At 57.2% G+C, this 15358-nt stretch carries 17 protein-coding genes and 1 pseudogene; 4 read left to right on the top strand and 14 right to left on the bottom strand.

The window, feature by feature from the left end:
- Positions 1-286: 286 nt before the first annotated feature.
- Together BST95_RS08105 and BST95_RS08100 are read left to right on the top strand one after the other, a co-directional pair.
- The gene (locus BST95_RS08105; protein ID WP_084198848.1) at positions 287-1180 is read left to right on the top strand and encodes a hydrogen peroxide-inducible genes activator; all 894 of its coding nucleotides are present in this window, start codon (positions 287-289) and stop codon (positions 1178-1180) included.
- An 85-nt stretch (positions 1181-1265) separates the two neighbouring features.
- The gene (locus BST95_RS08100; RefSeq protein WP_084198847.1) at positions 1266-1535 is read left to right on the top strand and encodes a hypothetical protein; all 270 of its coding nucleotides are present in this window, start codon (positions 1266-1268) and stop codon (positions 1533-1535) included.
- 3 nt (positions 1536-1538) lie between these two features.
- Here BST95_RS08100 and BST95_RS08095 read toward each other — a convergent pair whose 3' ends face one another.
- The 14 genes and pseudogenes from BST95_RS08095 to BST95_RS08030 form a co-directional block, all read right to left on the bottom strand.
- Positions 1539-1979: a DUF2721 domain-containing protein gene (locus BST95_RS08095; RefSeq protein WP_084198846.1), complete on the bottom strand. Its 441-nt coding sequence runs from the start codon at positions 1977-1979 to the stop codon at positions 1539-1541.
- 142 nt (positions 1980-2121) lie between these two features.
- Positions 2122-3813, bottom strand: coding sequence for a prolyl oligopeptidase family serine peptidase (locus tag BST95_RS20935; RefSeq protein ID WP_084198845.1), 1692 nt, complete (start codon positions 3811-3813; stop codon positions 2122-2124).
- Positions 3810-4214: a prolyl oligopeptidase family protein gene (locus tag BST95_RS20930; RefSeq protein ID WP_084198844.1), complete on the bottom strand. Its 405-nt coding sequence runs from the start codon at positions 4212-4214 to the stop codon at positions 3810-3812. Before BST95_RS20930 ends, BST95_RS20935 begins: the two co-directional genes overlap by 4 nt.
- 33 nt (positions 4215-4247) lie before the next feature.
- Complete coding sequence (locus tag BST95_RS08080) at positions 4248-4751, bottom strand: glycerophosphodiester phosphodiesterase family protein (protein ID WP_338073420.1); 504 nt, start codon at positions 4749-4751, stop codon at positions 4248-4250.
- Positions 4748-5623, bottom strand: coding sequence for a glycerophosphodiester phosphodiesterase family protein (locus BST95_RS08075; protein WP_157114471.1), 876 nt, complete (start codon positions 5621-5623; stop codon positions 4748-4750). Before BST95_RS08075 ends, BST95_RS08080 begins: the two co-directional genes overlap by 4 nt.
- 18 nt (positions 5624-5641) lie before the next feature.
- Positions 5642-7695, bottom strand: a pseudogene (locus BST95_RS08070) (S9 family peptidase); the annotation flags it as partial.
- Between the two features lie 131 nt (positions 7696-7826).
- A complete protein-coding gene (locus BST95_RS08065; protein WP_066057965.1) occupies positions 7827-8186 on the bottom strand; it encodes a HigA family addiction module antitoxin in 360 nt (119 codons plus the stop codon).
- A complete protein-coding gene (locus tag BST95_RS08060; RefSeq protein WP_084198841.1) occupies positions 8183-9172 on the bottom strand; it encodes an SPFH domain-containing protein in 990 nt (329 codons plus the stop codon). The genes BST95_RS08065 and BST95_RS08060 overlap by 4 nt, the downstream gene beginning before the upstream one ends.
- 13 nt (positions 9173-9185) lie before the next feature.
- Positions 9186-9629 carry an NfeD family protein gene (locus BST95_RS08055; protein WP_084198840.1) on the bottom strand — a complete coding sequence of 148 codons (444 nt, stop codon included), beginning with the start codon at positions 9627-9629 and terminating at the stop codon, positions 9186-9188.
- Between the two features lie 101 nt (positions 9630-9730).
- The gene (locus BST95_RS08050) at positions 9731-9904 is read right to left on the bottom strand and encodes a hypothetical protein (RefSeq protein ID WP_157114470.1); all 174 of its coding nucleotides are present in this window, start codon (positions 9902-9904) and stop codon (positions 9731-9733) included.
- Positions 9901-10287: a hypothetical protein gene (locus tag BST95_RS08045; RefSeq protein WP_084198838.1), complete on the bottom strand. Its 387-nt coding sequence runs from the start codon at positions 10285-10287 to the stop codon at positions 9901-9903. The genes BST95_RS08050 and BST95_RS08045 overlap by 4 nt, the downstream gene beginning before the upstream one ends.
- A gap of 9 nt (positions 10288-10296) precedes the next feature.
- The gene (locus BST95_RS08040; RefSeq protein ID WP_084198837.1) at positions 10297-11256 is read right to left on the bottom strand and encodes a threonine dehydratase; all 960 of its coding nucleotides are present in this window, start codon (positions 11254-11256) and stop codon (positions 10297-10299) included.
- A gap of 2 nt (positions 11257-11258) precedes the next feature.
- Positions 11259-11633, bottom strand: a complete 375-nt coding sequence (locus BST95_RS08035) for a hypothetical protein (RefSeq protein WP_084198836.1) — start codon at positions 11631-11633, stop codon at positions 11259-11261.
- A gap of 29 nt (positions 11634-11662) precedes the next feature.
- Complete coding sequence (locus tag BST95_RS08030; RefSeq protein ID WP_084198835.1) at positions 11663-12598, bottom strand: winged helix-turn-helix transcriptional regulator; 936 nt, start codon at positions 12596-12598, stop codon at positions 11663-11665.
- 365 nt (positions 12599-12963) lie between these two features.
- Here BST95_RS08030 and BST95_RS08025 point away from each other — a divergent pair, with 365 nt between their 5' ends.
- Both BST95_RS08025 and BST95_RS08020 read left to right on the top strand, forming a co-directional pair.
- Positions 12964-14202: an MFS transporter gene (locus BST95_RS08025; protein WP_084198834.1), complete on the top strand. Its 1239-nt coding sequence runs from the start codon at positions 12964-12966 to the stop codon at positions 14200-14202.
- A 127-nt stretch (positions 14203-14329) separates the two neighbouring features.
- Positions 14330-15358: a LacI family DNA-binding transcriptional regulator gene (locus tag BST95_RS08020; RefSeq protein WP_084198833.1), complete on the top strand. Its 1029-nt coding sequence runs from the start codon at positions 14330-14332 to the stop codon at positions 15356-15358.

Raw genomic sequence — 15358 nt, 5'->3', positions numbered from 1 at the left:
CGCCGCCACAGCAACGGCAAGTCTGGATGGTTTAAACATGATCTATCCCTCGTGAAATTGATTTTTCCGGGGCGCTCAAAAGCACCCAACGTCCATTCAGCCTAGAGCCTCGGCACGTAAATGCTTAATTGAAAAAATTGAACATCAAAATCACATTTCCCGATTGCACTGGAACAACGCCACGTTCAGAAAAATCAATCACTTTGATACAAACGATCAAATGGCTGAATGAATGGTGTATCCTGTCTAATGTTGGCATCGATGAAGGTGGAGCCAAAACCCGGTCATGATCTCCCTGAAACAGATTCACTACGCGCTTGCCGTAGAGCGCCACCTGCACTTCAAAAAGGCGGCTGAGGACTGCAATATTTCCCAGTCGGCCCTGAGCACGGCCTTGTCAGAAATGGAGAAACAGCTCGGTTTCCAGGTGTTTGAGCGCGATAATCGCAAAGTACTGGTCACGCCCCTGGGGCAGCAAGTGCTCGAGCGCGCGCGCCAGATCAAATTGCAAATGGAGGACCTGGCCAAGCTGGCCGATGCCCAGCGCGAGCCACTGAGCACACCGCTGACCATAGGCGTGATTCCCACTATTGGCCCCTACCTGCTGCCCAAGGTGCTGCCCGCGCTGCACCAACACTATCCCGCCCTGCAACTGGATATCATTGAAGATCAATCGGCCGAAGTGCTGGATCAATTGCGCCGAGGCGCACTGGATGCCGCCATAGTCGCGCTGCCCTATGACTGCGAGGGCCTGCTTACCTTCCCGTTCTGGCGTGAAGATCTGTTGTGGATTCTCAACAGTGAAGACGCAGCCGCATCGCTGCGTGTGGCCAGCGCCAAGGACCTTGCGGAAACTCACCTGATGTTGCTCAAGGATGGCCACTGCCTCACCGACCACGCACTGTCGGCCTGCCAGCTGGAGAGCATATCGCCGCACAAGTTCAGCGCCACCAGCCTGTCGACACTGATTCAACTGGTCATCGGCAATATCGGCTCTACGTTGGTGCCGCAAATCGCCTTGGAGCAGCTGGTGAGCGGCGATAAACGACTGGCCAGCATACCCCTGGAAGAGCCGGGGCCGCATCGCGAACTCGCGATTGCCATCCGCCCCAACTATCCCGGCATGGCCAATATTGAAGCCCTGCTGGCGCTGTTTCAAGATCAATTGGCGGCTGCCTGAAATCTCGACTATTCGCCAAAAGAAGACTTACCCGAACCCGTCGTTCGCCTATACTCGGGCCCAATAAGAACCCAAGGGGACAGTTATGGGCCTGCGAGAAATCCTGCTCCTCGGCGCTATTTTCGGCGTCGGCTACTGGTATTACGAGAACTACATCGCCCGGGGCGGCCCCGATCTGCGTGAGGCCCAGTGGGAAATAAATCGCAAGGCCATGACGGAGTGTATTACCCGCGAAGAACGCCTGAGCACGATTGCCGGCAACGCCGGCGTGACGCGCAATACTTCCGACGTGCAGCTGCGCTGTGCCGAAGAACTTAATCTTTTCTGGGAGGACGGCCGTTGGAATTCCTATTAACGCTCAAGCGTTAGCACTGCCCTGCAGCAGCCGCGTGGCCAGCTGCACTTCTTTGAGGAACAACACCAGTGCCACAATCAGTAATAGCAAGGCCACCACAAAGAACACGACTATCACCTCGTCGCTGTTGAACGTCCACATACCGCCAATAAACAAGCTGACCACCAACAGACACACCATTAACGCTGATGCGGTACACAAGCCAATTGACCAGTTAATGATTTTTACCCGGCGCCAGAGGGTGCGCAGCTCGGCATTGGCCACATCCAGGCGCACCGATTCTTCTAACTCGGTCACCCGCTGCTCAAGCACCCGGGCCCGGTCGACAATGCGCCCCAGGCGGGCCGACAGAACATTGAGAAAACCAGCGATGCCGGCCAACAGAAACACCGGCGCCACGGCCGTGTGTATGGTCATCGCCAGCGTACTTGCAGAAACGTCCATGCGCGCATTCCAGTATTAGTTGGGACTATCAGGGCAGGACAATACCCTACCCTGACAGCCTCGCGAAGATGCCGACAGTGACCTCCAGTCGCTACTGCGAGTGAACCTGATGCCCCCGTCAGACCGGGGACGCCCTAGCTGGCTATTTTAGACGACTCCACAGGTAGGCGTACTCCAACGCCGATGCACGGGCCCGCTGCTCATTGGTCGATCCTGCCCCGTGGCCACCCTCTGTATTCTCAAAGTACAGTACCGGATGGCCGTAGCTCTGCAACTTGGCGACCATTTTACGGGCATGGCCGGGATGCACCCGATCGTCACGCGTTGTCGTCCAAATGAATGGCTCGCCGTAGTTATTGTCCTTGCTGATCAGGTGATACGGCGACCAGGTCTTGATGTATGCCCACTGCTCGGGCTTGTCGGGGTCACCGTATTCAGAGATCCAGCTCGCGCCATTGAGCAGCTTGGTGTATCGCTGCATATCCAGCAACGGCACCTGGCTGATCGCCGCGCCGAACAGATCCGGACGCAGCATCAGCGAGCCGCCAACGAGCAGACCGCCCTGCGAGCCACCGCGAATGCCCAGGTGCTGGGGCGAGGTAATCTTGCGATCGACAAGATCTTCTCCGACCGCAATCAGGTCTTCAAAGTTCTTCATGTGATTTTCCTGCACCGCCGCCTGGTGCCAGGCTGGACCAAACTCACCGCCACCGCGAATATTCGCTACAGCGAGCACACCCCCGTTCTCCAGCCAGGATTTGCCGGTAACCGCGCTGTAAAACGGTGTGTAGTTCACGGCAAAACCGCCGTAGGCAATCAACAGCACCGGTGCCTTACCGTCGCTGGGTGTTTTATGCGGCCCCACCAGAAAATAGGGGATCTTGGTGCCATCTGCAGACGTGGCGTGTAACTGCTGCAAGGAGAGCGACTGCGCATCGAACAGCGGCTGCATCTGCTTCACCGCCGCCGGCGCCCGGCCATCGCGGGTGTGGTACAACGCGTCGGGCGTCAGAAAGTCTTCATACTGGTAGTACAAACCATCGTGATCGTGGGCGAGGGTTTCTGAGGAGCAACTGCAGGTAAAGGGATTGGCCGCTACCCCCAGGCCAGGGAGCTGGATGTTCTCAGAGTCCCAACCGTCGGCCGTGCGACTGGCCCGGTATAGTCGACTGGTCACATTGTCGAGTGTGGCGTAATAGAGCTCGCCGTTGGTCGCCTGAACCCAGTCGAGCGAGACCCGCTCGGACGGTGAAAACAACGTGGTGGGAACGGGCTTGCCAGCAATAAGTTGCTCAATGTCCACAGACACCAGCGCGCCACCGGGAATCGTCTGGCCGGCGACGGACCAATCACTGGGTACCTTCAGGAGTAATTCATCGCCAAAGGCGGCCTGAATCTGGATATCCTGGGGCAGTGCCAGCGGAAATAACTGCTCGCCGTCCCAGAGCACCTGCTCACCATTAAAGAAATCGACAGCACGCGTCAGTACAAAGTAGGACTTGCCCTTGACCTCGGCACCGCGGGCGTAAGCAATGACGTCTTCACGCCCCACCTCAAACAGCAACTGGGCCTGATCCAGGGACTGGCCGCGCTTAAGCACCTTCAGCTGACGCGGCAGCGTTGATACTGTCAGGCTGCCCTCGCCCCAATCCGTACCGATCAACCAGCTGTCCGCATCAATCCACAACACGTTGCTCTTGGCTTCAGGGAGGTGCAAACCACCCTTCACAAACGTCTTTTCCTGCAGATCGAACTCGCGGATCTGCGAGGCATCGCTGCCGCCGGGCGACAGCGTCAGCAGGCAGCGCTGATTGGCCGGCGCTAGGCAGTTCATACCCTTGAATACCCAGGGGCGCCCTCGCGTTTACTCAACGCATCAAGGTCCAGAACAGTTTCCCATTCGGGCTCATTGGCGCGATAACTCTTGGCGCTGGTGCGGCGCAAAATACCGCGCGGATGGGCATCGTTCTGACGGTAGTTATACACGTCATCGCCCACCGGGATCGGGCGCTGGATAAGATCATCCGAGTCGAGAATAGCCAGCGTCGAATCATAAGAGGCCTGATAAGCCGGCTCCGCCATCAAGCGCTTGGTCGAGACCGCATTCTGCTGCTCCACCCAGGTCAGCGCCCTATCGCCCTGGATATCTTCCAGCCAGAGGAAGGGATCTTCGGTTTCGGCCACGGCATTCACACCCATGAGTGCCGCTGCCATTAACAGGGGTTTGAGATTCATGTACTTGCCTCGTTGCTCTGACTGGATACAGGCTTATTCACAGCTGCGCTGATCCGCAGGTGTATTGAGTAATTCTTCCAGCAGCACCGGCCGGTCCGTCATAATGGCATCCACCCCGAAGGCCATCATCCGCAGCATGTCCTCGCAGGTGTTAATCGTCCACACCTGCACGGCCAGGTTGGCGGCGTGCGCGTCCGCGACAAAGTCCTCGGTGACCACCTCAAGAAAGAAGTCATCCGGCAATTGACCGGACCCGGTAATCTGACTGGTATCCGGCGGCACCTGGAACGCCACGTGCTCAGGTACGGGTGGAATCACCCCGTCTCCCAGCGACCCAAGTACCAGCGCAGACCCCTGGTCGAGGGGGACCGAGGTATGTACACAGGGCGCCACTGCCTTGAAGTTCATCGCGGCCTCATCCACGAAAGACGCCGCTATCACATCACTGGCGCGGCCGTAGCGCTGCAACAGTGAAGCCATCTGGCCCTCGTAGTCGCCCACACCATCGAGATCCGGCTTAAGCTCGACATTGATCAGGTTATGGGGAAAACGCTGCAGGGCCTCTTCCAGAGTAGGTATCTGGAAATCTTCGCGGCTGTAACCTGGCGGTGGGGGGCATCGCCCGTGGCGATACCGCGGAAAACGTAAGCGTCGTCGGGCCGATCATGGGGCGTACCTTCGCCGGGTACAAACCAATAAGCGGCATCCAGGGCTTTGAGCTCAGCCAGCGTGAGATCCACTACCCGGCCGGTGCCATTCGTGGTGCGATCCACGGTCAGGTCATGCAGCACAACCAGTTCATTATCGGCTGTCTGATACACGTCCATTTCCAGCACGTCGGCACCGACTACAGCGACTTCACCATAAGCGAACAAGGTATTCTCGGGGAAGTCGATAACGCCACCGCGGTGGGCGTAGTTGAGCGGATCGGCGCCGAAGACACGCCAGGGATTCTCGGTGTAACTGTAGGGCGTATCGCAAACGGTATCATCGTTGGCGATCGTGCCGGTGGGAGTAACATCGACGAGATTGGCATTGCCCAGCACACTGAGCTCGAGGGTAAATGTCTCGGCCGATTCCTCTTCGGCATCGCCTAATAGATCCACACTGATGAAGGCCTCAAGCTCGCCTGCACGAATCACCGCTTCACCCGCTGTGTCGAGATAATCATCACCGGGTGTGGCCGACTCAGCTTTGGTTGAGTAGTTAATGCTGACGTCCCGCGGCTGAGGTACGTCCAGTACCGCACGGAACATCAGGCTGGGCATTTCGCCCGGGGCGCCTTCCGGCAGAGCCGTTGAAATTACAGAGAGATTGGATGCGCTGACAGCAGGCCGAGGGTCACTGTCAGAACAGGCCGCCACCGTAAGCAGAGCCACGGCGACGGAAAGAGGTTTATGGATTTTCACACTATAGGTCCTGCAGCGTTAGTCCTGAGTATCGACGGATTCAACACCCAGTTGCGTCAACACGAAAGCGAATTCTTCTGCCCACTCGTAAACAGAGGCATAGCGACCAGTTTTACCCTGGTGGCCCGCGCCCATATTAATCTTCATGATCAGCTCATTATCATCGGTTTTGAGAGCGCGCATTTTAGCGGTCCACTTGGCGGGTTCCCAGTAGGTTACACGGGGGTCATTCAAACCACCGGTTACCATCATCGCCGGATAGTCCATAGCCTCAACATTGTCGTACGGACTGTAGGACTGAATGAGTTCAAAGGCCGCCTTGGACTCAATCGGGTTGCCCCACTCCAACCATTCCGGCGGAGTCAAAGGCAGAGTCTCGTCCAGCATGGTGTTAAGCACATCGACAAACGGCACCTGCAGCACCGCCGCCTGATACATCTCGGGGCCTGGACCACAGCAGCGCCTACGAGTTCACCACCCGCGCTGCCTCCCATGATGGCCAGGCGCTCGGGGTTGGTATAGTCGTTTTCAACCAGGTGACGACTGACATCGACAAAGTCGTTGAAGGTATTGGTGCGTTTTTCGAGCTTGCCATCGAGATACCACTGGTACCCCATGGCGGCACCGCCGCGAATGTGTGCGATGCCCCAGATCACCCCGCGATCCAACAGGCTGGGACGCAGCGTGGAGAACGTCGGATTCACCGTGTGTGAATAGGCACCGTAGCCGTACAGCAGCATGGGCGCCTGACCATCGAGCACAACATCTTTGCGATGCACGATGGACACCGGCACCTCGACGCCATCCCGGGCAGTCACCCAGATGCGGCCCGTGGTGTAAAGGCTCTTATTGTAACCGCTGGGAATCTGTTGCTGGCGGCGCAGGGTCATTTTCTTTTGCGCCGGAATGTAATCGTACACTGTATCCGGCGTAATCATCGATTCATAGCTGATGCGCAAAAACTTCGCCGCGGGATCTGCATTGATCCCCAGGGAGGCTGTGTAAACGTCCTCGTCAAAGCGGACATAGTGCTCCTCGCCACTATTGAGACGAACACGCACCCGGCTCAGCCCCTCAGAGGTTTCTTCAATTGCTACAAAATCATCGAACACCGTAATGTCGCGGTAATAGATGTCGTCGGACGGCGGGAACAGGCTCTGCCAGTGAGATGCATCCGGCGTGTCTTCAGGGGCGGTGACGATGCGGAAGTTGACATGCTCATCATTGGTGCGAATGTAGAACTGCCCATTCGCATGATCCGCCACATAGCGCACACCCTCGCGTGCCGGGCTCACCAGTTCGGGTTTGGCCTCGCTGGCATCAGTCGGAAAATGGTAGGTGTAAGTCGTGGTGCGATCATCCATGGTGATCAGCACATATTCGCGCGACCGTGATTCAGAGAGGCTCAGGAACAGAGTGCGATCCGGGTTGTAGAAAATTTCCCGATCTTTCGCCGCCGAGGTCCCGATAACATGCTGTTTGACCCGCAGCGTATACCAGGCGTCTTCTTCGACCTCACTGTAGTAGATGGAATCGCTATCGGCGGCCCATGCCAGGCCGCCTGAGGACACCCGCTCCGAGCCATCTGCGAAACGCTCACCGGTGGCAAGATCGTCTACCACCAGGTGCTCGCGCTCCGATCCATTGAAGTCGGCGCTCCAGGCAAGACGCTTGCCATCCGGGCTGATACTGAGATTACCAAGGGAGAAAAACTCGTGACCCTCTGCTTCTTTGGCTTCATCGAGAATGGTCTCGTACTCGTCGCTGCCCGACGCACGGCGCTCCCACAGCTTGTACTCTGAGCCAGGGCTGTAGCGCCAGCGATACTCGTAGCCCCCTTCAATCCAGGGGACTTCCGCGAGATCTTCCTCCATACGCCCTTTCATCTCCTCAAAGAGCGTTTCCACCAACTCATGACGCGGTGCCATCTGGCGTTCGAACCAGGCGTTTTCCGCGCGCAGGTAGTCCAGCACGTCCTCGTCATCCGTGTCCGGGTATGACGGGTCTTTCAGCCAGAAATAATCATCTTCAAGAACGAGGCCGTGGTAGCTGCGCTCGCTGGGGCGCTTCTCAGCAACGGGGGGCCATCGGAGTGATTGTTTTCAGGCATATTTTCACAAGCAGAGAGCAGAGGCAGCGCCAGCAGCGCCGCCAGAAGGGCTTTGTTCATAGTCGTTATTGGGTCGTTTGGCCAAAAAGCTAATCATGCGCGAAGTTGCGCACTTAACTCAAGCAGTGAATCGCAATCGCTATTACACGCCATTTCAGCCTCGACCGACTCAACCATAGCGAGCCTGGTACGCGGCATGTCACGGCGCGCCTGATCCAGTTCCCAGCGCAATTGGGCCAGCAGCCAGAACTCAGCATTGTATTCGCCGCGGGTGGCACGCTCCAGCAGCAGCGCCATTTTGGGCGTGATGCCACGCTTGCCCTTCACCAGCTCATTCACTGGCTGGGGCTGATTGAAACCCAGCTGACGCGCAAGCATCGACTGGGAGATTCCCGCGGGCTCGAGAATGAGCGCGGGAATCAGGCTACCAGGGTGCGGAGTACGTTTGCTCATGTGGCCTCAGGTGCTTTGCCAGCTGCACCCAGGAGCGACTTATAACCGCCAATAAAGGAACCCAGGTCGGTCGCGGAATGTGGCATCCACACCACGTTCTGATTGCCGGCCATCTGGTCCAGAGTTTCCATATAGCGCATGCCAATCAGGTAATCGCCGGTATCTGTCGCCAGGGCTTCCTGAACCCGCTGCAGCTTGGCTTTCTCGGCTTCCGCCAGGCGCTCAATCGCCTGGGCATTACCCTCGGCCTCGCGAATGGAGGCTTCCCGCTCACCGTCAGCCAGCGCTATTCGGGCGTCGCGATCGCCTTCAGCACGCAGCACCTCAGCGCGCTTAAAGCCCTCCGCCTCGGTTACCCGGGCGCGACGCTCCCGCTCGGCCTTCATCTGCTGCTCCATTGCTGCCTGTACATCCTGCGGCGGCATAATGTCCTGTACTTCGACACGATTCACCTTCACGCCCCAGGCCTGCGCCGCACTGTCAATGGTCTCAACCAGGCTGGCGTTAATGGTTTCACGCGAGGTCAGGGTGTCATCGAGATCCATTTCACCAATCACATTACGCAAGGTGGTCTGGGTTAAGGTCTCCAGGGCCATCGGCAGGTTGGAGATCTCGTACACCGCCTTTTGCGGGTTAGTGATCTGGAAGTACACCACAGCGTCCACCTGGATACCCACGTTGTCCCGGGTAATCACCGACTGACTGGGGAAGTCATACACCTGCTCGCGCAGATCGAGATTGCTGATATTGGAGACTACATAGAACTTCTGGCCACCGTCTTTCACGGTACTGCGCCAGGGCACTGAGCGCGGCTTGTCGACCACGGGAATAATAATATTCAGCCCGGGATCCAACTGGGCGCGGAACTTACCGAGTCGCTCAATCATAACCGCTGATTGTTCCGGAACAATACGAATACCTTTCACCAGCAGGGTGATTACAAAGATGCCTATCGCGGCGATCACTATCATTACAGCTTCCGTCATAACTGTTCCTCCATTAACGGTTAATACGCTTGACCACCAGCACGGTGGACTTCACGGCGACAATTTCAGCCTCATCGCCTTCCATCAAGTCGTCTTCAGACTCGACATTCCAGTGGGTGTCACGAAACAGGGTTTGCAGATTGCCACCCACATCAGGGCTGTCACTTATAACGACGCGCTTGCCCAGCATGGCATTCACACCAAAGGGTGACGGCTTGTCATCCATAAAGGTGCGCAGTGCAAACGGACGGATACCGAAGAAAAACACCAGCGCGCCGACAGAGAAAGCCGCGAGCGCCCATCCGGTGCTCCCGGTCAGGTACTGGGTGGCGCTGGCCACCACGGCGGCAAACCCAAGCCCGGCAAGCACAAACCCGGGCATAAAGATTTCAGCAGTAAGCAGCACTGCACCAGCGATTAGCCAGAGATGCCAAAATTCCAGACCCGTAGCTTCCATACTCACTCCGTCCTTACATATTACGCATGTAAGATTAACCCATGAAAGTATAGGCAATGTCAAACCGTACACAGGGTCGATGAATCAGGGTAGAGGCGGGATTAGCGTGCCAGACTGGCCGCCAGAGAATCCAATTGCTCTTGCTGCACACCCGCCACAACAGGCGCGAGCTCCTCGAGATTGAGCTCGGTAAAGCCGCTCACACGGTAGTCGTGAACGATGCGTGTGCGCCCGTCACTCATATCCTCGAAGGTGAATACAGCCGGGGCGCTCAAACCCAGCGCCTGCAAGGGGCCCAGCCACCAAGCATAATCAGCTTTTCGCCGGGCACCACAGTGGACACGGTCAAATGCAGCACAGATTTGTCACCGAGGGATTCACAGAAACAGCTCCCTGCCACAGGGTCTAGCATAAAGTTCTCGCGCGAGCCAAACCAGGAATGGCTTTCGCTCCACCAACGGGCTGGGTGCACAAATTGCTCCCAGGCTGCGGACTTATCCACCGGCAACTCGGTCTGCACACGAATATGAAAGCCATAGTCGCCAACCGCCACCACTTCCGCGCGGATACCGCCGGCAAGTAGCAACAAGAAGAGTCCCGCCAGAACAATCAATCGCGTTTTCACTTTCACCTCCATGATGGAGGCATTAATCGCCATCAGCTCTAATCAGGCAGACAAGGCCCGGGCAAACAATGAGGCGTCGACATTGCCGCCCGTAAGCACCAGGCCGACCCGGCGTCCGCGGTTATCGGCCTGCTCGCTGATGGCTGCAGCCAGCGCCGCAGCACCCGCCCCCTCAGCAGTATTGTGGGTGTCCTCAAAATAATGTGCCATCGCAGCAAGCACCTGGTCATCGTTGACATCGACAATGCGCGAGATACCAGAGCGCATCATGGCCAGAGCGTCCGGGTTGGGCACTCGCACCGCCATGCCATCGGCCAGCGTATCGGCAGTGGCTGTCGCCACACACTCACCCTCAGCCAGCGACTGCTGATAACATGTGGCCTCTGACGACACCACCCCGACAACTTCTGTATCCAGTCCCAGCGCATCACGCGCGCTCAATACACCACACACGCCCGAACCCAGACCAATGGGCACATATACCCGGTCGAGCACGGGTCCGGCACGAAACATCTCCAGCGCGTAACTCGCCACACCGCAGACAAGATCCTCATGAAACGAAGGTATTCGATGCAAACCCTCAGCCCGCTCAAGATGCTGTGAATGCTCCACCGATACATCAAAGTCGCGCCCATGCACCACCAGTTCGCAGCCAAGTGCCTGCATGGCGCGATTCTTGGATTCGCTGTTGCCCTCTGGAACCACAATCACTGCCCGCATACCCACCATTCGCGCCGCGAGCGCAATGCTCTGGCCGTGATTGCCTCGGGTGGCCGTGACCACCCCGGGGCAGTCCGGTAAACGCTGCTTGAGCCGCTGGAGATACACCAGGCCTCCACGCACCTTGAAGGCACCGGTGGGGTTGTGATTCTCGTGCTTCACCCAGGCTTCAAAACCCAGGCGCTGCTCCAGCAAAGGCCAGCGCAATAGGGGACTGGCCTGCATATGCGGGTAAACAAGCGCCGCCGCTGCATCCAGCTCAGCCAGCGAAAATCCGCTCACCGCTAGGACTCAGCCATAACCTGATCAGCTTGCTGACGATAGGCCTCGCACGCGTCTGTGTGAACCTTCTGCTCATCCTGGAAGTCGCTGCAGCTGAGCTCGGCCATGCTGCGCATACAAGCCACCGCCGGTTGGTAAAGCTCGTGATTGGTCGGCACTTCTTTGATACCTGCGCGCATGGCGTCGCACATACTATTGACCATAGGCTCGATCATTTGGCGCATTTCCGGCGTCATATCGGCTTCCCCCATGTGGGCGATCGTGCATTGCTTCACCTTCTCGCACATGGCATTAGCCGCGTCCGAGAGCGCCTCCGCCTGGACCAGTTGGGTGCTCAACGCCGACCACACCAGTGCTGCAAATAACGTTCTCTCCATTAAACTGCCTCCATTACATAGGGCCAAGCTCACATCACCTCGCCATTCAGCGTGAACTCAACATCGTGGGCAAGTAAATGCTTACCGCACTCACTACAGCAAACCTCGGCCTCTACCGGTTCATTGCAACCGGTGTGAGTCACCAGCACAGGAGCACCCTTACCCTGTGGATCGCACCACTTGTCGCCCCATTGCAGCAGTGCCAAAAACCACGGGAACATATCGCGCCCTTTGTCGGTAAGTTGATATTCCTGGCGCAGGGGTCGCTCCTGGTACACCACCTGCACGAATACCCCTTCCTCTACCAGAAGCTTGAGGCGGTCAGCCAGAATGTTGGTGGCCACCGGCAATTCCGTGTGGAATTCCTCGAAGCGGGTAATGCCATGAAACGAGAGCGCAATGACGTTGGCCGTCCAGCGATCGCCCACCAGGTTGATCAGATTACGATACAACGCGCGGCGACTGGGAATCTGCGACGCTGCGATAGAAGACCGGCGCCGCACTTTCTTTTCGCGCACATCGCGCGTCGCACCGGGGCCAGACTGAAAGCGAACTTCGCCCAGAATCACCTGGTCAGAACAATGGCCGCAACGTAACTGCGGCTGGAAGGTTTGTCCGCAGCTGCGATGGCGCAACTGCACGTTGTCGAGCTGGGGATTGTCAAACCAATTGCGCTCCCAACGAATGGCCATGAGCGCGCAGTCATACAAATCTATTGTCTTGCTGGTGAGATGGTAGGTGGGATGACGACCGGCAGCATCGGTTTCCCGGCGCAGACAATCAATATCCTGCAACCACTTCAGGCGATTGGACAGAACTCCCCGGGAGACGCCCATGGCTTCCATCATCTCATTGAACGTATTAATGCCCCACAACACTTCCTGGATGATGAGAAGACACCATTTATCCCCGATCTGATCCAGAGCCCGGTTAATGGAGCTGGCTCTGGTAATGAGTTCACTCATTCAGGTGAATCCTTTTCCCGATTTATTTTGTTACCACTGTGTGAACTTTTTCACAGCAGGTCAACTATCCATTGACCACAACTCACTAGAAGCGCAGTATAGCCCCGTACCTGCCGCGTGCAGGTAAATTTTTATTTGAGCGAACAAGATGACCATTCTATTTCAGACATATTCGGATAAGCGAAACGGCATGCATGCCGTCGTGCCCGTGTGTCTGTGGACGCACAGGATGGTTTGAGGAAGCGCTTGAAATAATCAAGATTTAAAAAAAGGCCTCCGAGAACCCAGATTCCGGAGGCCTTTTTTATTTCCCAGTAGAAAATCACCTCCGCTTTCAGGGTTCTCCCGCAGTAGGGATAGGAACCGTGAAAAGGTCACTCGAAAACAATATCAAAGCTATATACCTGATGGGGTTCTTCCAGGGTTTCCTGGTGGTTGTACCCGTCTTTGTGCCACTGCTACAGGGGCATGGTCTGAGCATGAGCGAGGTCCTGCAAACGCAGGCCCTGTTCGCATTGACCATTGCCCTGTGTGAAGTGCCGTCAGGTTATATCGCCGACCTGTGGGGGCGGCGCAACGCCATCTTGCTCGGCTCTGGCTTGAATGCGATTGGTTTTCTGTCACTACTGTGGGCTGACAGCTTCGTCGACTTCCTGATTTACGAAGCAATTCTCGGCGTGGGCTTTAGCCTGATCTCCGGCGCCGACCTCGCACTGCTGTATGACACCGAAGTCTATCTGCGCAAGATTGGTAAACGCGGCCCCGGGGCAAGCAAGGCGCTCAGTCGCCTGATTTCGGTGGAAGCTGCTGCGTCAGGCGCAGCGGGTATTGCCGCAAGCCTGCTGTTGCTCTGGTCTATGGACTGGGTGGTAACCGTACAGGCGTTTACCGGCTTTGCGCCCTTCCTGCTCGGGTTACTGGTCGTCGAAGCGCCGCGGCCAGGTGATGCCTCGCGTGGCGATAGCCACGGCGCGAATGCCAGGCACATTGTTGAACTCTTACTGTTCGGCAAGCCTGTGGTGTTCTGGACAGCATTCGCTATCGCCGTGTTCGGCCTGCTGGCAGTGTATGTATTCTGGATTTACCAGAAGTACTGGGAGGTACAGGGCGTACCGCTGGCCTGGTTTGGTTACATCTGGGCAGCTTTCGCTCTGACTGTTAGCCTCGCGGCGCGTTACGCGGAAGCCCTGGAAAAGTACCTGGGGTATCGCAAACTGCTGATACTCATCGCCGCCCTACCCTTGCTCGGGCTGGTCGGTATGGCGTTAGGTGTCGGCTGGTGGGGAGTCATCTGCGGTTTCGCCGTGCAGATCTCCCGCGGCCTGTCGATGACGGTTTTTTATGAGGCCTTGAACAGCCGCGTTCCTGGCGATTTTCGCGCCACTGTGAACTCGCTGGTCAGCCTGGGGGTAAGAAGTATCTTCATTGTTACCGGTCCTGTGCTCGGCGTCGTCCTGGACAGCTATGGTGTGACCGCCACGCTGGTTGGCCTGGCTGTACTCTTTGCGCCGCTCATGGGACTGGTACTCATTCCGCTGGTCATGCGTATCCATCGGGAGAAAGCAGAGGACGCTCTGCAGCCTGAGCCTGCCGCCGCCTGCTAGCGCGGGCGGCGGCCTTTTTCTGCTGTCGACACAACCTCCACGCTGTTGGCCACCCTGAGCTCAGAAACACCATAACGCGCGCAATGACAACGTTGTCTCAGGCGCGCCAACGCGATAAACTAAGCCCATGAAAGCCAAAGCAACCATTAAGGACGTAGCCAAACTGGCTGGCGTGTCGTTCAAGACCGTTTCCCGCGTCATCAATCGTGAACCCAGTGTGGGTGAAGCGATGCAGGAGAAGGTCTGGAAAGCGATCGAAGAGCTCGACTATCAGCCCAACCTGTCAGCCCGACAGCTGCGTGGTAGCGCCAGCTTTATCGCCTTTATATACGACAACCCCAACAGTCACTACGTGATTGAAATGCAGCACGGCATTCTCAAAGAGTGCCAGAGCAATGGCTTTGAACTTTTGATTCACCCCGTCGACGCCACCGGCGAGGGGCTGGTCGACGAGCTGCTGAAAGTGGCAAGCAACAGCCATATTGCCGGCCTGATTCTCACCCCTCCCTTCTCCGAATCCGATGAGGTAGTCAGCATTCTGGCAGAACGTGGCGTTAAATTTACGCGGATCATCTCCGGTGACCGTGACCCCGACCAGTACGGCCCCAAGGTATTCATCGATGACTACCGGGCCGCGTACAAGATTACGCAGTACCTGATTGGACTGGGCCACCGGCGCATCGCATTCCTGGGGGGCGAAGAAGAACACTTGTCGAGTGTCACCCGTATGCAGGGCTACAAAGCGGCCTTGGAAGCCAACAATGTCAGCCCCGAAGATGGCCTGGTTCTGCCGGGCGAATACAACTTCGATTCCGGTACCGATCGCACCCGTTCACTTCTCACCCTCGACCCGCCACCAACCGCCATTTTCGCGTGTAACGATGAGATCGCCGCGGGTGCATTATTCGCGGCGAGAATCCAGCAGGTACCGGTGCCCCAGCAATTGTCGATCATCGGTTTTGAGGACAGTCCATTCTCCCGCCAGAGCTGGCCGAAGCTGACGACCGCACATCAGCCCAATCCCGAGATCGCCGAAACCGCCACACGATTGTTGATTGACCTGGTTCGCGCATCGCGGCAAGGCACCGACAACCAGGTCGCTGATCAGGGTTTCCAACCGCAGCTGATTGTCCGCGATTCTACCTGCCCAAGATAA

It is taken from the genome of Halioglobus japonicus, assembly GCF_001983995.1.
In the GTDB taxonomy this organism is placed as follows: domain Bacteria; phylum Pseudomonadota; class Gammaproteobacteria; order Pseudomonadales; family Halieaceae; genus Halioglobus; species Halioglobus japonicus.
Note: the sequence above shows the minus strand (reverse complement) of the source record. Positions and strands in the feature narration are given on the sequence as shown.